Origin of the sequence: Exiguobacterium sp. s59 (genome assembly GCF_018617475.1) — a bacterium.
Taxonomy (GTDB): Bacteria; Bacillota; Bacilli; order Exiguobacteriales; family Exiguobacteriaceae; genus Exiguobacterium; species Exiguobacterium aestuarii.
Map to the genome: position 1 here is coordinate 348,216 of NZ_JACSKG010000001.1, position 21,689 is coordinate 369,904.

The 21,689-nt window shown below is 47.8% G+C and carries 21 protein-coding genes; 14 read left to right on the plus strand and 7 right to left on the minus strand.

What is annotated here, in order from left to right:
- Window positions 1-61: 61 nt before the first annotated feature.
- Entirely contained in the window at window positions 62-1,354 is a 1,293-nt protein-coding gene (locus KNO91_RS01800) for a dihydrolipoamide acetyltransferase family protein (RefSeq protein WP_214794210.1), read from the plus strand.
- A 4-nt stretch (window positions 1,355-1,358) separates the two neighbouring features.
- Window positions 1,359-2,771, plus strand: coding sequence for a dihydrolipoyl dehydrogenase (gene lpdA / locus KNO91_RS01805; protein ID WP_074034989.1), 1,413 nt, complete (start codon window positions 1,359-1,361; stop codon window positions 2,769-2,771).
- A gap of 20 nt (window positions 2,772-2,791) precedes the next feature.
- On the opposite strand, the gene aac(6') is transcribed toward lpdA, so the two are convergent.
- Window positions 2,792-3,241 (minus strand): aminoglycoside 6'-N-acetyltransferase, encoded by a 450-nt coding sequence (gene aac(6'), locus KNO91_RS01810; protein WP_214815827.1) that lies wholly within the window; start codon window positions 3,239-3,241, stop codon window positions 2,792-2,794.
- Window positions 3,242-3,320: 79 nt separating this feature from the next.
- On the opposite strand from aac(6'), the gene KNO91_RS01815 reads away from it, so the two are divergent.
- Window positions 3,321-3,626, plus strand: a complete 306-nt coding sequence (locus tag KNO91_RS01815) for a DUF3055 domain-containing protein (RefSeq protein ID WP_214815830.1) — start codon at window positions 3,321-3,323, stop codon at window positions 3,624-3,626.
- A 118-nt stretch (window positions 3,627-3,744) separates the two neighbouring features.
- Here the strand turns inward: KNO91_RS01815 and KNO91_RS01820 are convergent, their stop codons facing one another.
- Window positions 3,745-5,226, minus strand: a complete 1,482-nt coding sequence (locus KNO91_RS01820) for an aminotransferase class I/II-fold pyridoxal phosphate-dependent enzyme (RefSeq protein WP_214789086.1) — start codon at window positions 5,224-5,226, stop codon at window positions 3,745-3,747.
- Window positions 5,227-5,383: 157 nt separating this feature from the next.
- Between KNO91_RS01820 and KNO91_RS01825 the strand changes: the two genes are divergently transcribed.
- The 3 genes from KNO91_RS01825 (at window position 5,384) to KNO91_RS01835 (ending at window position 7,407) form a co-directional block, all read left to right on the plus strand.
- Window positions 5,384-5,650 (plus strand): UPF0223 family protein, encoded by a 267-nt coding sequence (locus KNO91_RS01825; RefSeq protein ID WP_214748331.1) that lies wholly within the window; start codon window positions 5,384-5,386, stop codon window positions 5,648-5,650.
- A gap of 236 nt (window positions 5,651-5,886) precedes the next feature.
- The gene (locus KNO91_RS01830) at window positions 5,887-6,075 is read left to right on the plus strand and encodes a hypothetical protein (protein WP_015881266.1); all 189 of its coding nucleotides are present in this window, start codon (window positions 5,887-5,889) and stop codon (window positions 6,073-6,075) included.
- Window positions 6,076-6,156: 81 nt separating this feature from the next.
- The gene (locus tag KNO91_RS01835; RefSeq protein ID WP_251126508.1) at window positions 6,157-7,407 is read left to right on the plus strand and encodes an inositol monophosphatase family protein; all 1,251 of its coding nucleotides are present in this window, start codon (window positions 6,157-6,159) and stop codon (window positions 7,405-7,407) included.
- Between the two features lie 60 nt (window positions 7,408-7,467).
- Here KNO91_RS01835 and KNO91_RS01840 read toward each other — a convergent pair whose 3' ends face one another.
- Window positions 7,468-7,644: a DUF5325 family protein gene (locus tag KNO91_RS01840; protein ID WP_214789081.1), complete on the minus strand. Its 177-nt coding sequence runs from the start codon at window positions 7,642-7,644 to the stop codon at window positions 7,468-7,470.
- 163 nt (window positions 7,645-7,807) lie between these two features.
- Between KNO91_RS01840 and typA the strand changes: the two genes are divergently transcribed.
- Both typA and KNO91_RS01850 read left to right on the plus strand, forming a co-directional pair.
- Window positions 7,808-9,652: a translational GTPase TypA gene (gene typA / locus KNO91_RS01845; protein ID WP_214789078.1), complete on the plus strand. Its 1,845-nt coding sequence runs from the start codon at window positions 7,808-7,810 to the stop codon at window positions 9,650-9,652.
- A gap of 87 nt (window positions 9,653-9,739) precedes the next feature.
- A complete protein-coding gene (locus tag KNO91_RS01850) occupies window positions 9,740-10,084 on the plus strand; it encodes a YlaH-like family protein (RefSeq protein WP_214789075.1) in 345 nt (114 codons plus the stop codon).
- A 38-nt stretch (window positions 10,085-10,122) separates the two neighbouring features.
- Here KNO91_RS01850 and KNO91_RS01855 read toward each other — a convergent pair whose 3' ends face one another.
- Window positions 10,123-10,323: a YlaI family protein gene (locus tag KNO91_RS01855; protein ID WP_074034957.1), complete on the minus strand. Its 201-nt coding sequence runs from the start codon at window positions 10,321-10,323 to the stop codon at window positions 10,123-10,125.
- Window positions 10,324-10,437: 114 nt separating this feature from the next.
- Between KNO91_RS01855 and KNO91_RS01860 the strand changes: the two genes are divergently transcribed.
- Both KNO91_RS01860 and KNO91_RS01865 read left to right on the plus strand, forming a co-directional pair.
- Window positions 10,438-10,887 (plus strand): PNPOx family protein, encoded by a 450-nt coding sequence (locus KNO91_RS01860; protein ID WP_214794202.1) that lies wholly within the window; start codon window positions 10,438-10,440, stop codon window positions 10,885-10,887.
- Between the two features lie 33 nt (window positions 10,888-10,920).
- The gene (locus KNO91_RS01865; RefSeq protein ID WP_214789070.1) at window positions 10,921-12,237 is read left to right on the plus strand and encodes a PhoH family protein; all 1,317 of its coding nucleotides are present in this window, start codon (window positions 10,921-10,923) and stop codon (window positions 12,235-12,237) included.
- Window positions 12,238-12,275: 38 nt separating this feature from the next.
- Here KNO91_RS01865 and KNO91_RS01870 read toward each other — a convergent pair whose 3' ends face one another.
- The gene (locus tag KNO91_RS01870; protein WP_214789067.1) at window positions 12,276-13,472 is read right to left on the minus strand and encodes a multidrug efflux MFS transporter; all 1,197 of its coding nucleotides are present in this window, start codon (window positions 13,470-13,472) and stop codon (window positions 12,276-12,278) included.
- Window positions 13,473-13,572: 100 nt separating this feature from the next.
- Window positions 13,573-14,040, minus strand: coding sequence for a hypothetical protein (locus KNO91_RS01875; protein WP_214815836.1), 468 nt, complete (start codon window positions 14,038-14,040; stop codon window positions 13,573-13,575).
- 172 nt (window positions 14,041-14,212) lie between these two features.
- On the opposite strand from KNO91_RS01875, the gene KNO91_RS01880 reads away from it, so the two are divergent.
- The 4 genes from KNO91_RS01880 to KNO91_RS01895 all read left to right on the plus strand — a co-directional run bounded on the left by KNO91_RS01880 (window position 14,213) and on the right by KNO91_RS01895 (window position 20,691).
- Window positions 14,213-14,491 carry an Fpa/YlaN family protein gene (locus KNO91_RS01880; RefSeq protein WP_015881276.1) on the plus strand — a complete coding sequence of 93 codons (279 nt, stop codon included), beginning with the start codon at window positions 14,213-14,215 and terminating at the stop codon, window positions 14,489-14,491.
- Window positions 14,492-14,577: 86 nt separating this feature from the next.
- Complete coding sequence (locus KNO91_RS01885; RefSeq protein ID WP_214789061.1) at window positions 14,578-15,813, plus strand: FtsW/RodA/SpoVE family cell cycle protein; 1,236 nt, start codon at window positions 14,578-14,580, stop codon at window positions 15,811-15,813.
- Between the two features lie 36 nt (window positions 15,814-15,849).
- The gene (locus KNO91_RS01890; protein ID WP_214794198.1) at window positions 15,850-19,284 is read left to right on the plus strand and encodes a pyruvate carboxylase; all 3,435 of its coding nucleotides are present in this window, start codon (window positions 15,850-15,852) and stop codon (window positions 19,282-19,284) included.
- Window positions 19,285-19,338: 54 nt separating this feature from the next.
- A complete protein-coding gene (locus KNO91_RS01895) occupies window positions 19,339-20,691 on the plus strand; it encodes a cryptochrome/photolyase family protein (protein WP_214794196.1) in 1,353 nt (450 codons plus the stop codon).
- A gap of 75 nt (window positions 20,692-20,766) precedes the next feature.
- Here KNO91_RS01895 and KNO91_RS01900 read toward each other — a convergent pair whose 3' ends face one another.
- Window positions 20,767-21,672: a COX15/CtaA family protein gene (locus KNO91_RS01900; protein WP_214789052.1), complete on the minus strand. Its 906-nt coding sequence runs from the start codon at window positions 21,670-21,672 to the stop codon at window positions 20,767-20,769.
- Window positions 21,673-21,689 lie beyond the last annotated feature (17 nt).

A 21,689-nucleotide genomic window follows, 5' to 3' on the forward strand; every position in this document is an offset into this window, starting at 1 on the left:
GATGAGGGAGAATGTTCTCCCTTGTCGTGTTTACATGATGAATTGATGGGAGGAAAAACCAGTGGCAGTATTTGAATTTAAATTACCAGATATCGGTGAAGGTATTCACGAAGGTGAAATCGTCAAGTGGTTCGTAAAAGCAGGGGATACGGTCAAAGAGGACGATGTTCTTTTAGAAGTACAAAACGACAAAGCAGTCGTTGAAATCCCAGCACCAGTAGACGGTACAGTCAAAGAGGTTAAAGTTTCTGAAGGTACAGTTGCCGTAGTCGGCGACGTCCTCATTACATTTGACATCGAAGGCGACGCACCAGCAGGTGAGGAAGAAGAAACACCTGAACAACCGAAAGCAGAAGAGAAGACAGAAGACGTGAAAGAAGATGTGAAAGAAGACGCGCCACGCGACGTTCAACTTCACAAATCTGAGCGTGTCATCGCAATGCCATCTGTCCGTAAATATGCACGTGAAAAAGGTGTCGACATCCGTGAAGTGAACGGTTCTGGCGACAACGGTCGCGTCTTAAAAGAAGACATCGATGCATTCGCGAACGGCGAAGCACCGTCTGCAGAAGCTACAACAGAGAAAACAGATTCTGTAGCACCAGCAGCCGCTGCGAAAACGGAAATCAAGCCTTACGAGTCAGCGACTCCAGAACTTGAAACACGTGAGAAAATCCGTGGAATCCGTAAAGCCATCTCGAAAGCTATGGTTAACTCGAAACACACTGCACCACACGTTACACTCATGGACGAAGTCGACGTTACAAAACTCGTCGCACTCCGCAAAGACTTCAAACAAGTCGCGGCTGACCAAGGCGTGAAACTCACGTACTTGCCATTCGTCGTGAAAGCATTGACTGCTGCAGCGAAAGCATTCCCAACAATCAACGCTTCAATCGATGACGTGAACGAAGAAATCGTCTACAAAAACTACTACAACATCGGGATTGCAGCTGACACGGACAACGGACTCGTTGTACCAGTCGTAAAAGATGCAGACCGTAAATCAATCTATGCACTTGCTACAAACATTAACGAACTTGCAGGTAAAGCTCGTGAAGGCAAGCTCGCTGGGGAAGACATGAAAGGCGGATCGATCACAATCACAAACATCGGTTCAGCTGGTGGACAATGGTTCACACCTGTCATCAACCACCCAGAAGTTGCGATTCTCGGTATCGGCCGTATCGCTGAGAAAGCTGTCGTGAAGAACGGTGAAATCGTTGCTGCGCCAGTACTTGCACTTTCATTCAGCTTTGACCACCGCCTCATCGACGGTGCGACTGCACAAAACGCTCTTAACATGGTGAAACGCTTGCTCGAAGACCCAGCACTTCTAATGATGGAGGGATAAGAACATGGTAGTAGGAGAATTCGCACAAGAAACTGATTTGCTTGTCATCGGTGCCGGTCCTGGTGGATACGTTGCCGCAATCCGTGGCGCACAGCTCGGAATGAAAGTAACAATCGTTGAGAAAGGCAACTTCGGTGGCGTTTGCTTGAACGTCGGTTGTATCCCATCGAAAGCTTTGATCACAGCAGGACACAACTTCCAACACGCTAAAGGACATGATTCAATGGGAATCTCGTCTGACAACGTGTCAGTGGACTTCACAAAAGTTCAAGACTGGAAACAGTCAGTTGTTAACAAATTGACTGGCGGTGTCAAAGGTCTCCTTAAAGGAAACAAGATTGAAATCGTTCAAGGTGAAGCTTTCTTCGCTTCTGAAGACACAGTCCGTGTCATCACTGAAGACAGCTCAACTCCTTACAAATTCAAAAAAGCGATTGTCGCGACTGGTTCTACACCAATCGAGATCCCATCGTTCAAATGGTCTAAACGCGTCCTTTCTTCAACTGGCGCATTGGCACTTCCTGAAGTACCGAAGAAACTCGTCGTCATCGGCGGTGGATACATCGGTATGGAGCTCGGTACTGCATACGCTAACTTCGATACAGAAGTTGTCGTTGTAGAAGGCGCTAGCGACATCTTGTCTGGTTTCGAACCACAAATGACGCAAATCGTTAAGAAGAAGCTCAAACAAAAAGGGAACGTCACAATCCACACGAACGCACTTGCTAAAGGTGTCGAAGAAACGGAAGACGGCGTAACTGTTAAGTTTGAAGTGAACGGTGAAGAGCAATCTGTTGAAGCGGACTATGTCCTCGTCACAGTTGGTCGTCGTCCAAACACAGGCGACATCGGTCTTGAGAACGCGGACGTGAAAATCAGCGACCGTGGCATCATCGAAATCGATGACCAGTGCAAAACTTCGAACGAAAACATCTACGCTATCGGTGATATCGTTCCTGGACCACCACTTGCACACAAAGCATCTTATGAAGCGAAAATCGCAGCAGAAGCAGCAGCAGGTAAGCCAGCTTACCTCGACTACTCTGCAATCCCTGCAGTCGTCTTCACAGATCCTGAACTCGCAACTGTTGGTTACACAGAGCCACTCGCAAAAGAAGAAGGACTCGAAATCACAGTTTCGAAATTCCCATTCGCAGCGAACGGTCGTGCACTTGCACTTGACGAGCCAGACGGCTTCATGAAGCTCATCACACGCAAAGAGGACGGTCTCTTGATCGGTGCTCAAATCGCGGGTACTGGCGCATCAGATATGATCGCTGAGCTTGGTCTCGCAATCGAGGCTGGTATGACTGCTGAAGATATCGCACTTACAATCCACGCTCACCCATCACTCGGTGAGATGGCAATGGAAGCTGCTGAAATCGCAATGGGCATGCCAATCCACGTCGTTAAATAAGAATGCTCATAAAAGCTCTCTCACGTTTCGTGAGAGAGCTTTTTCATGTAGGTAACGACACGTTCGACTTCTTTAAATCCAATCTTCTCATGGAACTGTTGACTGTTCTCATTCTCCAGTTCGGTATCTGATGCCAGTTCGATGCAACCTTGATTCACCGCAAATGTAGACGCCGCTTCGATCAAGCGAGAGGCGACACCTTTGTGGCGCTCTGACTCAAGCACGTAAAGTCCTTCCACATAAGCGGTAGGAGACGTCGTAGCGCCTGGCACGTAATCCCGTCTGAAACTGAGCTGACAAAAACCGATAATTTTCGTATCGGAGGATGCGATGAAATAATGCATCTTCTTTGAAACGAGACCGAGTTTGACTTCCATTCGCAATTCCTCAATCGGTGCGTCAGGCCACAGTTCGTGCATTAACTGTGCGAGTGCTTCTTGATTGGACATGGTGGCATATTCCACTTTCATATCTTCTTCTCTCCCGTCTAGGTTTCATATGAACAGTATAAAGGAAAATACTTGTGAAGAGAGAAGGGAGGGAATCCTGATGGCATTTGATGAGGAATTATTATATACCGTATCTGAGACGAGTCGCGTCCGATTTACAGGGATTGAAACAGAAGCCGCGCGCTATGATTTTGGTTTCGTCTATACCCACCAATTCATGGGTAAGGTGTTAGTCGTTTGTATGCAAACCGGTCAATCGGCCCTTCTTGATTTGCATGCATTAGAAGAGCCACGCCAGTTGTATCCAATGCTTGGGATCAATTTGAATGATACGGAGCACGTCGCCGAATTTTTACGGCTCTGTCTAGTTGAAAAAATACAAACATCAGAAGAAATTGATACTTGAAAAAATGTAAGCGTTTTCTTATAATAGGCAATAGGGGAAGCAATTCGATCATCTACAGCCACCTTTTCTGAGATGACATAAAAAATGAGCCGGTCACGATGACCGGCTCATTTTTTGTTTAACGAATCGCTTTTGTTTGTTGGATGACTTTAATCATCTGAAGAGACTCATCTTCAAGACCTTGAACCGGGAGACCGGCTTCGATGTTGGCCATGATGTAGTCGAGTGTCGACGTTGTGATCAATTCACCTGGAATGATGATTGGAATCCCCGGCGGGTACACCATGATGAATTCCGCTGAAATGCGTCCGACCGCGTTTTCGAGAGGAATCGTCTCCGTTTCTTCATAAAACGCATCACGCGGGCTAAGCGCAAGTGGTGGAATCTCAGGGAGCATGATCGATAACGAGTCATTCCCAGACGTCTGATAGACGGATACGACGTCGCGCATCGCTTCAATCAATGCTTGAATCGTCGACTCATCGTCTGCTGATGTGACGATGAAGAGCACGTTCAATAAATCCGACATTTCCACTTCAATCCGATGTTTTTCTCGGAGGTATTTCTCGACTTCAAATCCGGTCACACCGAGCTCACGGACCGATACGAGCACTTTTGTCTCGTCGAGTGCGTAAGTCGATTCAGAATGAAGCTCCGCGTGTCCGTACACAGACAAGTTCGGCATTTGATTGATTGCCGAACGCGCCATACGTGCGAGGTCGAGCGCTCGTTCGTTCATCATATGACCTTTCGTCGCAAGCTGTCGACGCGCTGCATCGAGAGAAGCAAGGAGCAAGTATGACGTTGATGTCGTTGTAATCATCGAGAGCATCGCGTGAATCCGTTCGGGTGAGACGAGGCCACGGCGTACGTTCAAAATAGAACTACCTGTCATCGAACCACCAAGTTTATGGACGCTCGTTGCCGCCACATCCGCTCCGGCTTGCATCGCCGAGAGTGGAAGTTCATCGTGGAACGGCAGATGCACACCGTGCGCCTCATCGACAAGTACGGGTACGTCTTGGGCATGGGCGACATCGACGATGCGCTCCAAATCACCTGCAACACCGAAATAAGTCGGGTTGATGACGAGTACGGCTTTTGTGTCCGGGTGGAGCTCGAGTGCACGTTCTACGGCACTCGCTGTGATTCCATGGGCGATGCCGTACGTCTCGTCAAATTCTGGGTGGATGAAGACCGGGTGCGCACCTGTCAAGACGAGCGCGGACATGACCGACTTATGCACGTTACGTGGAACGATGATTTTCTCATTCGGTCCGACGACGCCCATGATCATCGCCATGATGGCACTCGACGTTCCTTGAACGGAGAAAAAGGTCTCGTCAGCACGGAACGCCTCTGCCGCCAAGCGTTCCGCTTCAGCGATTGCCGCTTTTGGATGATGGAGGTCATCGAGTGGGGCAATGTTAATCAAATCAATTTTTAGGGCGTTTTCGCCAATAAAGTCACGAAACTCCGGATCCATCCCTTTCCCGCTTTTATGACCAGGAATGTGGAACGCAATCGGATTAGAGTCGACATGTTCAAGCAACGTGTCAAATAGTGGCGTTTCGAGCTGAGTAGCACCTTTTAATTTCAATCGTAAATCCCCCTTGGAAACAGTTTGTTTATATGATGAATGATATCGTTAATTTATATGTTGATTTAAAAAAGAAGCAACAAAAAAACTATAGAGATTTATAGCGTAACTTGCAATAGTTTTTTTTGTTGATACAATGAGTGTCGAGGTGAACAATATGCAAATCAATTATCCGATCAATCCGGATTGGACGACTGATGAACTGATCGAGGTCGTCGAGTTCTATAATGTCGTCGCGCAAGCGAACGAAGGTGGGGTCGAGCGTGAAGTTTTCCTAGACGCGTACCGGGCCTTCAAACAAATCGTAACATCTAAGTCAGAGGAGAAACAACTGAACGCGGTTCACGACGAACAGACTGGATATTCTACGTATCGTACCGTTCAAGCGGCGATGAAGTCGTCGAGCAAAATGATTAAATTGTAAGTCCGAGCATGCCCGTGCAAATTCAGGCATGCTTTTTTGTTATTTCTTCTTTAAATCGGGTACAGTTATCTAACACTTATTCAGGTTTAAGGGCTTTGAAATTGGGAATATATCCATTAAGATAAAAAATTCAAAATAGTCAGACAATTCTCTTTCTTTTTCGAATTTTATCTGATATACTCAATTCAACTCATTAAACCGTAACTTGTAGCCCAACAAAAGGAGTGTGGCATCTTATGAAACAAGTGATTGAGGCATTCAAAAGAAAAGACGCAGAAAAACGGATCCCGGTGCTGCGCTTGGAGATTGATTATGAATTGGCAACCCTCTTCGATGCGATGGCGTCACAGGATGATGCTACAGTTCAGGCTAGCAAGCATCGGTTGGAGAAGTACCGCCAAGAATTATTGCGTCTCGAAGCCTGACCATTACACACACATTCAACCAGTATTCCGAGCGGATACTGGTTTTTGTTTGGTACAATACAGTTGAGGTGATCATAGATGATGGAATGGTTTGCAGTCGATTTGATCAAACAGGCGGGAGAATTGATTCGTCGTGAGATTGATCAAAGTTATGAAGTGGAACGGAAGACGGGAAAAGGGGACTTGGTCACTGAGATTGACCGAGCGGTCGAACAGCTGATTGTCCGCCGCATTCAAAAACAATTCCCGGACCATCAAATTATGGGGGAAGAAGGAACGACGGAGACACCAGACACGCTGTCAGGGACGGTCTGGTTCGTCGATCCGATTGATGGGACGTTAAATTTTATTCATCAGAAGCGCATGTTCGCCATCTCGGTGGCCATCATGGTCGACGGAGTCGTGGAATATGGATTCGTCTATGACGTGATGGCGGATGAGATGTTCATGGCCCGGAAAGGATACGGTGCGACATTGAACGGACGGACTTTGACGAACCTACACGAACATCATGTACGAGATGCATTCTTAAGCATGAATGCGACGTGGGTCACGCCGAACCATCAAATTGCCCCGGAAATCCTTGCTCCGATTGTTCGAGACTCGATTGGGACGAGGGCGCATGGGGCTGCATCGCTTGAACTTGCCTGGTTAGCCGCAGGACGTGTGGACGGATACATTACGATGCGCAACATGCCATGGGATTATGCTGCCGGAAAATTGCTCGTGGAAGAAGTGGGCGGGCGTGTCGTTTCCTTATATGGGGAACCCATCCGATACGATGGGAGAACGTCCGTATTGGCAGGAAGCGAGTCGTTCGTCAATGACGTCATCAAACACTATGTCATCGCAAAAGGCGTAACCGCTGAAGCGAAGCCGGATCTTCAAATCGTGGAACACGAGTCGTATGAAGAAATTCGTGATCTGCTCATTTTAGCGAACCCGAATGAAGCGATGGTCCGAGAGCAGTTTCAGACCGGGCGGACGTTCAAAGCGTTACTCGGTGGAGAAATCGTGGGTGCTTATATGCTTGTCACACACGGGGAAGGGCGAGTTGAACTTGTCAATATCGCGGTGAAGCCAGAGAGACAAAATCAAACGATTGGTCAGCGGATGCTTCAAGACGCGATTAAACGTGCGACAGCACTCGGTGGTCAAGAACTTCTCGTTTGTACGGGGAATTCAAGCATCATGCAATTACGTTTTTATCAGCAAGCTGGATTCCGATTTGATTCTGTGGAACGTGATTACTTTTTAAATCATGGATACGATGCAATTGAGGAGGATGGCTTGGTCCTACGAGACCGCATCTGCTTGACGCGTCCGATTTAACTCATCCATTTCATGAAAAAAAGGGTTGCTCGACTGTTGTCAGAGCAACCCTTTTTCTTATCAAGATTGGCGATCAGAAAGAATACGACGACGTAATTGAATGCCAAAGAACGTCGCGATGCCACTAAGTACAAGACTTCCTAAAATGATCGCGGCGCTCCCTTCGGCCACCCCAATGCCGATGCCGACAAATCCGGCGACGACGGCCATGGCAATCAATAGAAACATAAGCTGCATGGAGACTCCTCCTTATTTTCTCTTCTCTACCCCATTGTATGATAAAAAACGTCTAATGAAAACGTTCACAGTCGATTCCACTCGACAAAGGTACTGTGACGTGTGCTATACTCTTAAAGTTGAAGAAAAGCTGAAACTTTTTAAATAAGAGAGGAATAACTACATGAACGTAAGAACAAACCTTCGTAACGTAGCCATCATCGCTCACGTTGACCACGGTAAAACAACGTTAGTCGATGAATTATTGAAACAGTCTGGTACATTCCGGACGAACGAGGCAGTCGCAGAACGCGCGATGGACTCAAACGATATCGAACGTGAGCGTGGAATCACAATTCTCGCGAAAAACACGGCAATCGATTATAAAGACACACGCATCAACATCGTTGATACGCCAGGTCACGCAGACTTTGGTGGAGAAGTTGAGCGAATCATGCGTATGGTTGATGGCGTTATCCTCGTCGTCGATGCACGTGAAGGCTGTATGCCACAAACTCGTTTCGTATTGAAAAAAGCGCTCGACCAAGGACTTCGTCCAATCGTCGTCGTTAACAAAATCGATAAGCCGATGGTTCGTCCACTCGACGTTGTCGATGAAGTCGTTGATCTTTTGATCGATCTTGGCGCAGATGAAGATCAACTTGAATTCCCTGTCGTCTATACTTCGGCTGTCAGCGGTTCAAGTTCGTTCGATCCTGATCCAGCAAACCAAGAAGAAACGATTACACACGTACTTGATACGATTCTTGAAAACACACCGGCTCCAGTGGACAACTCAGACGAGCCACTTCAATTCCAAGTCACAATGCTCGACTATGATAACTACCTCGGCCGAATCGGTGTAGGTCGCGTCTTCCGCGGGAAAATCAAAGTTGGTGAGCAAGTATCACTCTGTAAAACAGACGGTACGGTGAAGCAACTTCGTGTCACGAAATTGTTCGGTTACTTCGGCCTCAAACGTGTCGAAATCGAAGAAGCAAAAGCAGGTGACTTGATCGCCATCGCCGGAATGGAAGACATCAACGTCGGTGAGACGGTCACTCCAGTCGGTAAAGAAGAGCCACTTCCGCTCCTTCGCATCGATGAGCCAACACTTCAAATGCGTTTCATGACGAACAACTCTCCGTTCGCAGGACGTGAAGGGGACTTCGTCACTGCACGTAAAATCGAAGAGCGTTTGATGAAGCAACTTGAGACAGACGTTTCACTTCGTGTTGAAAACACGGATTCACCTGACCAATGGGTCGTATCAGGACGTGGTGAGCTTCACCTCGGTATCTTGATCGAGAACATGCGTCGTGAAGGTTACGAGCTTCAAGTGTCGAAACCACAAGTAATCATTCGTGAAGACGAAAACGGTACGAAAGTTGAGCCGTTCGAGCGTGTCATTATCGACGTACCAGAAGAGTATACAGGTTCAGTCATGGAGTCGATCGGTCTCCGTAAAGGTGAGCTTGCGAACATGAACACGAACGACAACGGTCAGACACGTATGGAATTCATCGTTCCATCACGCGGTCTCATCGGTTACCGTAACGAATTCTTGTCAGCGACACGCGGATATGGAATCTTGAACCACACGTTCGAAGAGTACCGTCCGTATATCGCAGCTGATATCGGCGGTCGTCGCAGTGGTGTTATGGTTTGTATCGAAAACGGTAAGTCAACGGCTTACTCAATCGGTGCACTTGAAGACCGTGGAACGATCTTCATCGAGCCAGGTACGGACGTATATGAAGGAATGATCATCGGTGAATGTAACCGTGACGTCGACCTTGCAATCAACGCCGTTAAAGGGAAGCAATTGACAAACATGCGTGCTTCAGCAAAAGACTCGACACAAGTCTTGAAACGTCCGCGCGTCTTCTCACTCGAAGAGTCGCTCACGTTCTTGAACGATGACGAGTACTGTGAAATCACGCCGGAGTCAATCCGTCTCCGTAAGAAAATCTTGAACAAGAACGAACGCGAGAAAGCTGACAAGCGTCGTAAACTTGGTAAAGAATAAGTATCAGAAAAGGGAACGCTTCGGCGTTCCCTTTTGCATGGAATAGTGTAGAATGGATGTGTATGAAATAAAGGGGGACTCTTTGTCTTGAAAGCTTCTCAAACAATCGATATCACACAAATTGATGTTCCGTGGATTGCCTCGATGCTAGGTGTCGGGAGCGACCCTAATGACTTTTCGGTCGGATTCAACGCACTCGTTGTCACGGTCATCTTATTGACGATTCTCGTCTTTAAACTTGGTTTTGCAAAACAATTGGCGTGGTGGAAATCACTCATCGTCTATATTCTACTTGCTCTTGGAGCAGGTACGATGGCACTCGTCTTTTTCACGTGGCCAATCCCGGAAGTACTTGCTGTCATGGCCATCGTCTTGGCCATCTATCGCGGTCGCCTCTGGTGGAACCGTCGTCAAGATGCAGTCCAATCGTAAAAAAAATACGGGCGTCTCTTCGGAGGCGCCCGTTTTGTTTACCAATTTCGCTTTTGTCGAAAAGTAGGATATAACTTGAATTGTCCAGATGCGGCGCGTTCGGCGGTACGTTCGCTGATTCGCTCCTGACAGTCTTGACACATATATGTTTTAGCCGGCTTATTGCGCAATCGTTTTGCTTCAAACGACCATGAGTCGATTGTTTCGACTTTATCGCAAAGAGAACATTTTACACGCATCTTTTCACCTTCCTCTATAGGATGAGTATAGCATGATTTCAACCGTTGAAAGCAGGGAATTGAATCGGTAAGGGAGAATGGTACAACCATACCCGGTAAAAGGAGGGGAGTTGAATGGCGAGTAAGGCAACGTTTGAATTGACAGCCGCGCAACAGCGATTGTTGAACGACATGCCGTTAACATTTCTCGTCGGTTTTGATGAGGCGAAGCGATGGCCAATCAGTCACGCCATCAGTTGGGTGCAAGCGCTCGACCCTGTCACGATTCGGCTGGCACTAACGAAGAATTCACATATCGTGACAATCTTATCGACCGAGAAGACGGCCGGTCTCATCTTTATCGAAGATGGTCAGTCCTATCACGTGTTGCTTTCATCCATCCGAGAATTTGAACCGATGATGAAACCGAGCCTCCATCTTCGTTTTTTTGAAGGACATGTCGAAGAAGTGAGGAACATCTCGTTTTACGGTGCAGCTTACGCCCAACCCGCAATCACGAAAACATATGATATCCGTGCGGCGGAAAAATTGGACCGTGAAGTGAAAGAAAGCCTTCATTCTTGATTACCATCCTATATTCGAGGGGCGGCAAAGTCTATGAAAAAAACGTATGTACTCGATACGAACGTACTCCTACATGATCCGCTATCCTTATTTCAATTTGAAGAACATGACGTGGTCATTCCGGCCATTGTCTTAGAGGAGCTTGATGGTAAAAAACGAAACATGGATGAGGTCGGGCGTAACGCCCGTGAAACGTCGCGTGTTTTGGACCAACTCCGAACGTCGGGGAAACTCCATGACGGCGTCCCACTTGAAAATGGTGGACGTCTCTTTGTCGAGATTGGTCACGAGCACGAAGTCGATATTCCGTTCGACGTGATGACGAATGATAACCGCATTCTACTCGTTGCCTTAAAATTAATGAAACAATACGAGCATGACGCCAATCATAAAGTCGTCGTCGTCTCAAAAGATATATTGGTCCGGGTCAAGGCGGACGCCATTGGAATCGATGCTGAAGATTATTTGACAGACCATATCGTCGATACGACAAACTTGTATGCCGGCTATCGCGAAATTGAGGTCGACCAGTCGCTCATCGATGAATTTTATAAAGTTCGCCAACTACCGACATCTGCATTGACGAAACAGACGCTATACCCCAATTCATTTGTCGTCTTAAAAAGTAACGTCTCGAAAGCGAGTGCGCTTGCAGTGGTCGACACGCTTCAACCGATCGTCCGTCCGTTAGCGTTAGATGCGGAACACATCTGGGGGATCCATCCACGAAACGTGCAACAACGGATGGCGCTCGACTTGCTGCTCCGAGATGACATCCCGTTCGTCACGTTGCTCGGGAAAGCTGGAACCGGTAAGACGCTTCTTGCCTTAGCGGCAGGACTCTCACTCGTCGAGGATGAACAGCGGTACAATAAGCTCGTCGTCGCACGACCGGTCGTTCCGATGGGGAATGATATCGGCTACTTGCCGGGTGAGATGGAAGAAAAATTGCGTCCGTGGATGCAACCGATCTATGATAATTTAGAATTTTTATTCAGCGCCAACTCAAAGGATGAGTTAGGAAATATTTTGGCTGGTATGAAGTCGATTCAACTCGAAGCACTCACTTATATTCGTGGTAGAAGCATGCCTGACCAGTTCATCATCATCGATGAGGCGCAAAACTTAACAAAGCATGAAATCAAGACGATTCTCACCCGTGTCGGGGAGAACTCGAAAATTGTACTCGTCGGTGACCCGTACCAAATCGACCATCCGTATTTAGATGAATATTCGAACGGATTGACGTACGCGGTGGAACGATTCAAAGGACAAAATGTTTTCGGTCACGTCCAACTTGTCAAAGGGGAGCGTTCGTCCCTCGCAAGATTGGCTGCCGATTTGTTATAAGCGACATACACAAATAACGCCGAGCACTGAGCTCGGCGTTATTTTGTATCGAGTTGTAGCGATTGGACGTTCGTCCGTTCTAAAAAGGCGTTTGAAATCATGATCAATCCTGTGATGATGAACAGTGCGGAAAATCCGAAGTGTGCCACGATTTGAGAGCCAAATAGCGGTCCAAGTAAATTTCCCATGAACTGAGCGGACTGATTATATGAAAAGATCCTTCCGGTTGCAGCGGTTGGTGTATGTTGCCGCAGCAAGGACTGAACGGATGGCATCAAAGCAGCGGTCGCAAATCCGATCCCGAAGCGTAACAGGATGAGTTGCGTCGTCGAAGTGACGAATGCTTGTGGGATCAAGAATAAACTATAGAGTAGCAGTGCCCAAAACAAGATCCGTTCAGCCCCGTATCGGTCCGATAGTCGTCCGAGGCGCTGAGCTGAAAAGAGAGCGGCGAGCCCAGGGGCGGATGCGACAATCCCTGCCATGAAAGCAAGTGCGGTCGTATGCGGATTTAATTCACGTACGTACAACGTCAAGAGTGGTCCGATTGATTGTGTTGAGAACTGGATGAGGAACGTTGTCACAAACAGCCCGACAATCAATTGGGGATGTCGCAGTGAGGCGAAAATAGACTTCACTGAGGCGAGCTCTTCACGTTTCACTGGGACGAACTCTTCCTTTACGAACCAGAGCGTGATGAGGAATGTGAGGAAGAGTGCACTTCCGGTAAAGAGAAAAACGGATCGAAGCCCAATCCAGTCTGCTAGTAGTCCGCCAATGAGCGGACCGAGTAGACCACCGGTGATTCCACCGGTCGACAGGGTACCGAGCGCCCAGCCACTTTTCTCTTTTGGGGTTTGGGAAGCGACCAAGGTGATACCGGCTGAGATGAATCCAGAAACGGCACCCATAAGTAAACGCAACCCGACAAGTTGATACACGTCTTGCACAAAACTGATGAGAAACATGACGATGGCCATTCCGAGACTCGCTCGAATGAGCATCAACTTTCTCCCTTTTTGGTCTGCCAGACGTCCCCACATCGGGGAGACGATTGCGGCCACGAGGAACGTCGCACCGAATGCGATCGCCGACCAAGTGACGACATGGTCAGGGTCCTTTACCCCCAGTTGTTCAATGAACAATGGCAGGAAGGGGAGGACGAGACTCATTGAAGCGGCGGTCAAGAAGCTGCCGATCCAAACAACTATTAAATTTCGTTTCCATAAAGGCATCGTAAGCGTCACGACCTTTCTTATTCAATTCGTAGTCAATACACTACATATTACACTTTGTGAACTAAAAAGTCCAAAAAATGAGAAGGAACGTTCCTTCTCATTGATTGCTCAGTACGGTGATATGGTTCACTTGGCGGATGATTTGATTGTCGTACAGTACGTAGACCGGTCCGTCAGCGAGTACTTTCCCGTCTTTTGAAAATTGTAAATAGACACGAGACGCTTCGCTGAGTGGAATCGTCAAAATCGTTTCGCCGTAGAAGCGGATATGTGTGGCCAAGTCGACAGCTTCGGCATTGTTCAAAAACGGCGAGAGTGGCATCGCGAACGAATCGCGTAATGCTGCGTCTTTGTCTTGTCGAGACATCGGCTTATTGTGATCAATTCTTGTTCCTTGTGATAGACCATCGTCCCATGCTTTCCCCATTTTCGCATAGTAGGCCTCTTGGTCATTCTCCGTCACAGAGTCCAATTCTTCAATCTTTCGTTTGCGGTCGTCAAAAATCCATACGGTCGGGTCAATCGTCAAACTGTGACGCACCGATCCGTCTAGTGGAAAAATCATGCTTATATCCCCCTTTATACACATTACACGTTTCATTATAGCGCTCTTTCTTCTAAAATGGAAAAGAGGAAGAATGTCGCGTTCATCCATACTGCACATTGAATTATTATGAAAGATAATGTACAGTTGAGTTATGACAAACAGTCTGTCATCGTACGGAGGAGGGGTCGTAGTGGCGACAAATTTGGCTGCAATCCAACGGGAGCAAGCGCTACAGTTACTCGAGGCGGATGCTGAGAAAATCCGTTGTCTGATTGAAGTGCAGTTAGAAAACCTAAAAATGCCGAAGTGCCCGCTTTATGAAGAGGTGCTTGATACACATATGTTTGGACTATCGCGCCAAATTGATTTTGCGGTTCGTCTTGGACTCATTTCAGACATTGAAGGTAAAGGACTGCTCGATTCATTGGAACAAAAGTTGTCTGCTTTGGCAGAAGCTTCAGAATTATGAACCTTATACTCAAACTGTGCAAGTGGCGCTGTTTGAGTATTTTTTTATAAGGGTTGTCGGATTGTTTTACATAAGGAAGTGAATACATGAAAACACGGTTTCGGTATTTTGATTTTGCGTTGTTTTTGTCAGTGCTCTTGCTCGTCGGGATCAGCTCGATCATGATTTATAGTGCGAGCGTTTGGAATCGTGGGGACTATGCGAATAGCAGTTTGTTCTATCGCCAGCTCGTCTACGTCGGGATCGGAATTGTTGTCTATTTGGTTGCGACGTTGTTCCGCTATGAGATGTTTCGGAAGAAAGGCATCCGCCTCAGTCTCTATGCGGTCTCAGTCATCTTGCTATTTGTCACTTGGGCGATGCCGCCATTGAACGGGGCGCGGGCTTGGCTCATCATCGGAGGATTTACGATTCAACCAGTTGAGATTGCAAAATTCGTTCTCATCATTTTGCTTGCGAATTACTACCATGAACTATGGAACAACGAGTTAAAAGGACTACCTGGTCGGTTAGCTCGGGCCGCCATCGTGAAAAAAGGATGGCGTGCTCAAATCGGTGCCTTCTTCTTAGTACCGGTTCTCTTTTACTTCTCGTTCTACGCCATTGCCATCAACGGGCAGCCGGATATGGGTGGATTATTCGTCCTCGGTTCGATCATGCTTCTCATGTGGTTCGGTGTCGGGGCGCCACTTCGAATCATGATTCCAGGTATTTTAGCTGGAATCGGTGCCGTCTTCTTATTGTTCACGACGATTTTCTCGGAGAATCAACGGAGCCGGATTGAGGTCGTGTTCAACCCATTCATGGACCCGGAAGGTTACGGGCATCAATTGCTAATGTCGATCATCTCGATTGTGCATGGTGGATTGACCGGTGTCGGACTCGGGAACAGTTTTCAAAAGTATGGGTATTTACCAGAACCAGAGACCGACTATATCATGTCGATCATCGCTGAAGAGTTAGGGTTCTTCGGTGTACTAACCGTTTTGGTACTGCTCTTCTTCATCGCGTTTCGCGCGATTCATATTGCCAATCATGCGGACAGTCATTTTGCGATGTTCGTCTCGTTTGGTATTGCATCACAAATCATCATTCAAACAGCTATCAATATCGGTGCGATGTCCGGTTGGTTCCCGGGGACAGGGGTGACTTTGCCACTGGTCAGTTATGGAGGAACATCGCTCATCATGATGATGGGGATTCTTGGGGTACTCAGTAGTATCTCGATGCGTAACCGTCATCGAGAAGCGACACGCCGAGAAGAGATTCGGGTGAAGTCAGAAGAGAACGTTCAACGTTCATCGCTTCACGTTGTTAGATAAGGAAACAAACAAACTTCATTAACGGGGGGATTTCATTTGAAACCAATTAAAAAGTTACTTGTTGCAAACCGTGGGGAAATTGCCATTCGCGTATTTCGAGCGGCGACAGAGTTAGGCATTCGGACTGTAGCCGTCTATTCACAAGAAGATAGTGGTTCATTACACCGCTTTAAAGCGGATGAAGCCTATTTGATCGGACTCGATAAGAAGCCGATCGATGCGTATCTCGATATCGAAGGTGTTATTCGAATCGCCAAGGAATCTGGCAGTGACGCGATTCACCCGGGATATGGTTTCCTGTCAGAAAACATCGAACTCGCACGACGTTGCCGTGAAGAGGGAATCATCTTTGTAGGTCCACACGAGTCGCATTTGCATGCGTTTGGGGATAAAGTACGAGCACGGCAAAGTGCGATCGCTGCTGGTCTCCCAGTCATTCCGGGCTCAAATGGTCCACTCACATCCTATGAGGATGCGGAAGCATTTGCGAACGAGCATGGTTTCCCGCTCATGGTCAAAGCTTCGATGGGTGGCGGAGGACGCGGAATGCGTGTCATTCGTACAGAAGCTGAAATGAAAGATTTGATTGAACGCGCGAAATCTGAAGCGAAACAAGCATTCGGTTCTGACGAAGTGTACATAGAAAAACTCGTCGAACGCCCGAAACATATCGAGGTCCAAATTCTCGGGGATGAGCACGGTCACATCATTCACTTGTTCGAGCGTGACTGTTCGGTTCAGCGCCGACACCAAAAAGTTGTCGAAGTGGCACCGTGTGTGACGTTATCTGAAGCCTCGCGTCAAGCGATTTGTGATGCGGCGGTACAGCTCATGCGTCACGTTGGTTACGTCAACGCTGGTACAGTCGAGTTTTTAGTGACAGAAGATGAGTCATTCTACTTCATCGAAGTAAACCCGCGTGTTCAAGTCGAACATACGATTACAGAGATGGTGACAGGATTTGATATCGTTCAAACACAATTGATGATCGCACAAGGGGAGTCACTCCACGGCGACATGATTCAAATGCCGAAACAAGAGGACATTAAACTCCTCGGGTATGCGATTCAATCACGTGTAACGTCAGAAGACCCGGCCAACAACTTCATGCCGGATACAGGGAAAATCATGGCATACCGTTCTCCAGGCGGCTTTGGCGTCCGTCTTGACGGAGGAAACGCATACGTCGGTGCAGAAATTTCGCCGTACTATGACTCGCTTCTCGTCAAACTGTCGACGCATGGCATGACATTCGAACAAGCCGCTTCGAAAATGGTACGAAACTTGAACGAGTTCCGGATTCGTGGAATCAAGACGAACATTCCGTTCTTGATTAACGTCATGAAGCATCCGAACTTCATCAACGGAGATTACAACACGTCATTCATCGATGAGACGCCAGAACTGTTCGTCTTCCCGAAACGGAAAGACCGTGGGACGAAACTGTTGAACTATATCGGGGATGTAACGGTGAATGGATTCCCAGGAGTCGGTCTGAAAGACAAGCCGATCAGCCGCTCTGTACGAATCCCGCACGATCTTCCGGCTGAAGCAAAACCGGGGACGAAACAAATCTTGACGGAACTCGGGCCAGACGGCCTTGCTGACTGGATCAAACGTCAACCGGAACTGTTATTGACGGACACGACGATGCGTGATGCGCATCAGTCATTGCTCGCGACGCGTATGCGGACGCAGGACATCCTCAACATCGCAGAACCGACAAGCAAACTGATGCCAGAATTGTTCTCGGTCGAGGCATGGGGTGGAGCGACGTTCGATGTCGCATACCGTTTCCTATCCGAAGACCCATGGGTACGTCTCATGAAGCTTCGTGAGAAGATGCCGAATGTCCTGATTCAAATGTTGCTTCGTGGTGCGAATGCGGTGGGATATAAAAACTATGCGGATAACGTCATTGAGAAGTTTGTGCATGAAGCAGCTTACGCCGGAGTCGATGTATTCCGAATCTTTGACAGTCTCAACAACCTAGAGTCGATTCAATTGGCAATCGATGCGACATTACCGACAGGGAAAGTTGCAGAGGCAGCGATTTGTTATACGGGTGATTTATATGACGGCAACCGTCCGAAGTATCACCTTCCATATTACGTCGATCTTGCGAAGAAACTTGAGGCGAGCGGTGCTCATATACTAGCAATCAAAGATATGGCGGGCTTATTGAAGCCAGAATCAGCATACGCACTCGTTTCAGCATTGAAAGATGCAGTAGATTTACCAATCCATCTGCATACACACGATGCTTCAGGTAACGGTATCTTCACTTATGCACGGGCGACAGATGCCGGTGTAGACATCGTTGACGTTGCCGCAAGCTCGATGTCAGGTATGACGTCACAGCCTTCAGGCGGAAGTTTAGTATATGCGCTCAACCGTCACGAACGTCAACCGAAGATCGACCCGAAACAGTATGAAGTGATCAGTGATTACTGGCAAGATGTTCGTCATAACTACGAACCGTTTGAAAGTGACATGCGCGCACCGCATCCGTCTGTATATGAACATGAGATGCCAGGTGGGCAATATTCGAACCTTCAGCAACAAGCGAAAGCGGTCGGACTTGGAGACCGTTGGGGAGAAGTGAAGGCGATGTATGCCCGGGTCAACATGTTGTTCGGTGATATCGTCAAGGTTACCCCTTCTTCAAAAGTCGTCGGAGACATGGCACTCTTCATGGTGCAGCACAACTTGACGGAAGAGGATGTAATGACGCGTGGTCACCAGCTTGACTTCCCAGACTCGGTCGTCGAGATGATGCGCGGCGAGTTGGGTACGCCTCCTGGTGGCTTCCCTAAAGATGTTCAACAAGTCATCTTGAAAGGGGAAGAACCACTGAACGTTCGTCCTGGTAAATTGATCAAGCCGTATGACTTTGAATCTTCACGACAAGAGTTGTTCGAAAAGTTTGAGCGACCGGTCACGGACTTTGAGCTTCTCGCTCATGCGCTCTACCCGAAAGTGTACGAAGACTATGTCAAACATACGACGACATACGGTGACGTATCCGTGCTCGACACGTTGACGTTCTTCTACGGATTAAATGTCGGTGAGACGATTCAAGTTGAGATCGAGACAGGGAAGACGTTGATCATCAAGCTCGTTCAAGTCAGTGCGCCAAACGAAGATGGCATTCGTCTTGTTTCTTATGAGATGAACGGCGTACCGCGTGAGATTGAGATTAAAGACGTGAACGTCAAATCAGCGACAACGAGTCGTCCGAAAGTGGACCGTTCGAACTCGAAACAAGTCGGCGCCTCGATGCCGGGCTCTGTGTTGAAGGTGTTAGTCGAGCCAGGAAGTCGTGTTCATCGTGGAGAGCAGTTGCTCGTCACAGAAGCGATGAAGATGGAAACGACGATTCAGGCAGCGCAAGATGGGGAGATTAAAGCCATCCACATTAAAGAAGGCGACACAATACAAAGTGACGACTTGTTGATTGAATTTGTATAATCAAAAGAAGCATAGTGCGCTATGCTTCTTTTTTTGTAGATGGGAGTGGTGATGATGAAACGAGTATGTTGGTTCCGATCAGATTTTAGGTTGACCGATAATCATATGCTTCACCGGGCATTGAACGATGCGGAAGAGGGGGACGACCTCGCTTTCGTCTTTTGGCTAAACCCGAAATATTGTGATCCGTTTGAAGTGCGTCACGATTATTTCTTCTCGACGATGCGGGCATTTATGGATGATCTAGAGGAGAAGGGACTCGGACTTCACGTCTTCGTGGCGGAAACGGAGAAGGAGTTCGTGAAACAACTCGGGGATATGGATGTACTTTACTTTAATGCGGAGTATGTGGAACCGTTCAAACAGCGAGACGATCGTGTCATCGACGCACTTGGTGAAGAGGTGAAAGTCGTAAGACTGCTCGACCGCCATCTGTTCCACCCTGATGCGTTCACGACAAAGAGCGGTGATCCGTATAAAGTGTTCACCCCGTTCAAAAAAGCGGCGTATGCCGAACAGCCGCCGAAACCTTACGATGTTGATGTCGATCGCTTAGCGGAATTCATTAGCACAAAGAATGACATACCGAGTGAACTGAAAGACTTGTTCAAACGCTGTGAGCGCGAGTGGAAAGGGTTAGGGGAGACCGAGGCGAAGAAACGGTTGACTCGATTCGTCAATGATCGCATGGTTGATTATGATGAAAAACGAGATATCCCGAGCATCGCGGGGACGAGCCGCTTATCCCCGTACTTACGAACCGGAGTGTTATCGGTTCGTACCGTTACCGAGCAGGTGTTATCCGCTAAAAAATCAAAAGGACGCGACACGTATTATGATGAACTGCTGTGGCGTGAATTCTATTACATGGTGATGGCGAAGTTCAAAGGATTGAAAGATCAACCGTTCAATGACAAATACAAATCGCTCGAATGGGAAGACAATGAGGAACAGTTCGAAAAGTGGTGTAACGGGGAGACCGGGTATCCGATTGTCGATGCAGCGATGCGCCAATTGAACGAGACGGGATGGATGCACAACCGCTTACGCATGATTGTCGCATCGTTCCTGACGAAGCACCTTCTTCTCGATTGGAGAAAAGGGGAACGGTACTTCGAGCGGAGATTGATCGATTATGAGGCATCATCGAATATCGGGGGATGGCAGTGGGCCGCCTCGGTCGGGACGGATGCGGTTCCATACTTCCGGATCTTCAACCCGACGACGCAATCTGAGCGGTTCGACCCAGATGGGACGTTCATCCGGAAATATGTACCGGAACTGAAACATGTGACGGACAAATCGATTCACTTTCCTGATCCGTCTGATCGAAAAGAGTATGCGATGCCACTCGTCGACCATAAAGAAGCGAGAGCGCGGGCACTCGAACGATTTAAAGAGTTGTAAACCAAAACGCCCCATAAAAGTTGGATTTGCATGTCCAACTTTTATGGGGCAGTTCAGTTCACGGCGCTTTTTTACTTAACCATTCATGTCTTTCAATTGTGTGCTATCTTGTCGACCGGTCGATCGATATGCATGGTAAGACAAGTAAGACAAAATACCGAAATAGCATGTGATCAAGAATGCGTGGAGAAGTGGTACGTATGTGGCATGCCCACCGAGTACGATCCATGCACCTGTTCCGACTTGAAGAAGAATGAAAAAGAGAGACGCCATCATGCCGCGTTCGATTAATTGGTTCATCTCTTTTCGAGCGAGGTACAGAACATACAACGTGTACAAGACGAGTAGTCCTGCCATCACACGATGTCCCATTTGAACATAAGATTCGAACGTCCATACCTCTTGGTCACAGATTGGCCAACCGACACAAGCGTAAGTCGCTCCTAAGTGTCGGACGTAAGCTCCTGTGTACACGACAATCATCGTATAAATCGAAAGTCCGTACAGATGAGCTCTCAAACGTTTCGACACAACTTTATGTTCTCGGTCACCTTCAAACAAAAGAATCGTCAAAATAAGTAGTGATGCGAACGAAACGAGCGAAATTCCGAAATGAAGGGCTAAGATGGCATCTGACTGTTGCCAAATGACTGCCCCTGCTCCAATGATTGATTGGATGAGCATAAAGATAAATGCGAGAAACGCAAAGATTTTCACATCGACACGATGCTTGACGGCGATGAATGTCCAAATCGCAAGCGCGATGATGAGGAGGCCTTCAAAGCCAGATACTACACGGTGACTGTATTCGATCATCGTTTCAACACTCGGGTTAGTTGGAATCAATTTCCCGTGACAGAGCGGCCAATCTGTTCCGCAACCGTCCCCTGAGTCTGTCTTCGTCACGGTTCCACCCATGATGAGGACAAGCATCATCCCAAGGGTGACAAACCCTGAGAAAAACGCGAGTTTTTTATGCATGCAATACCACCTGCTTC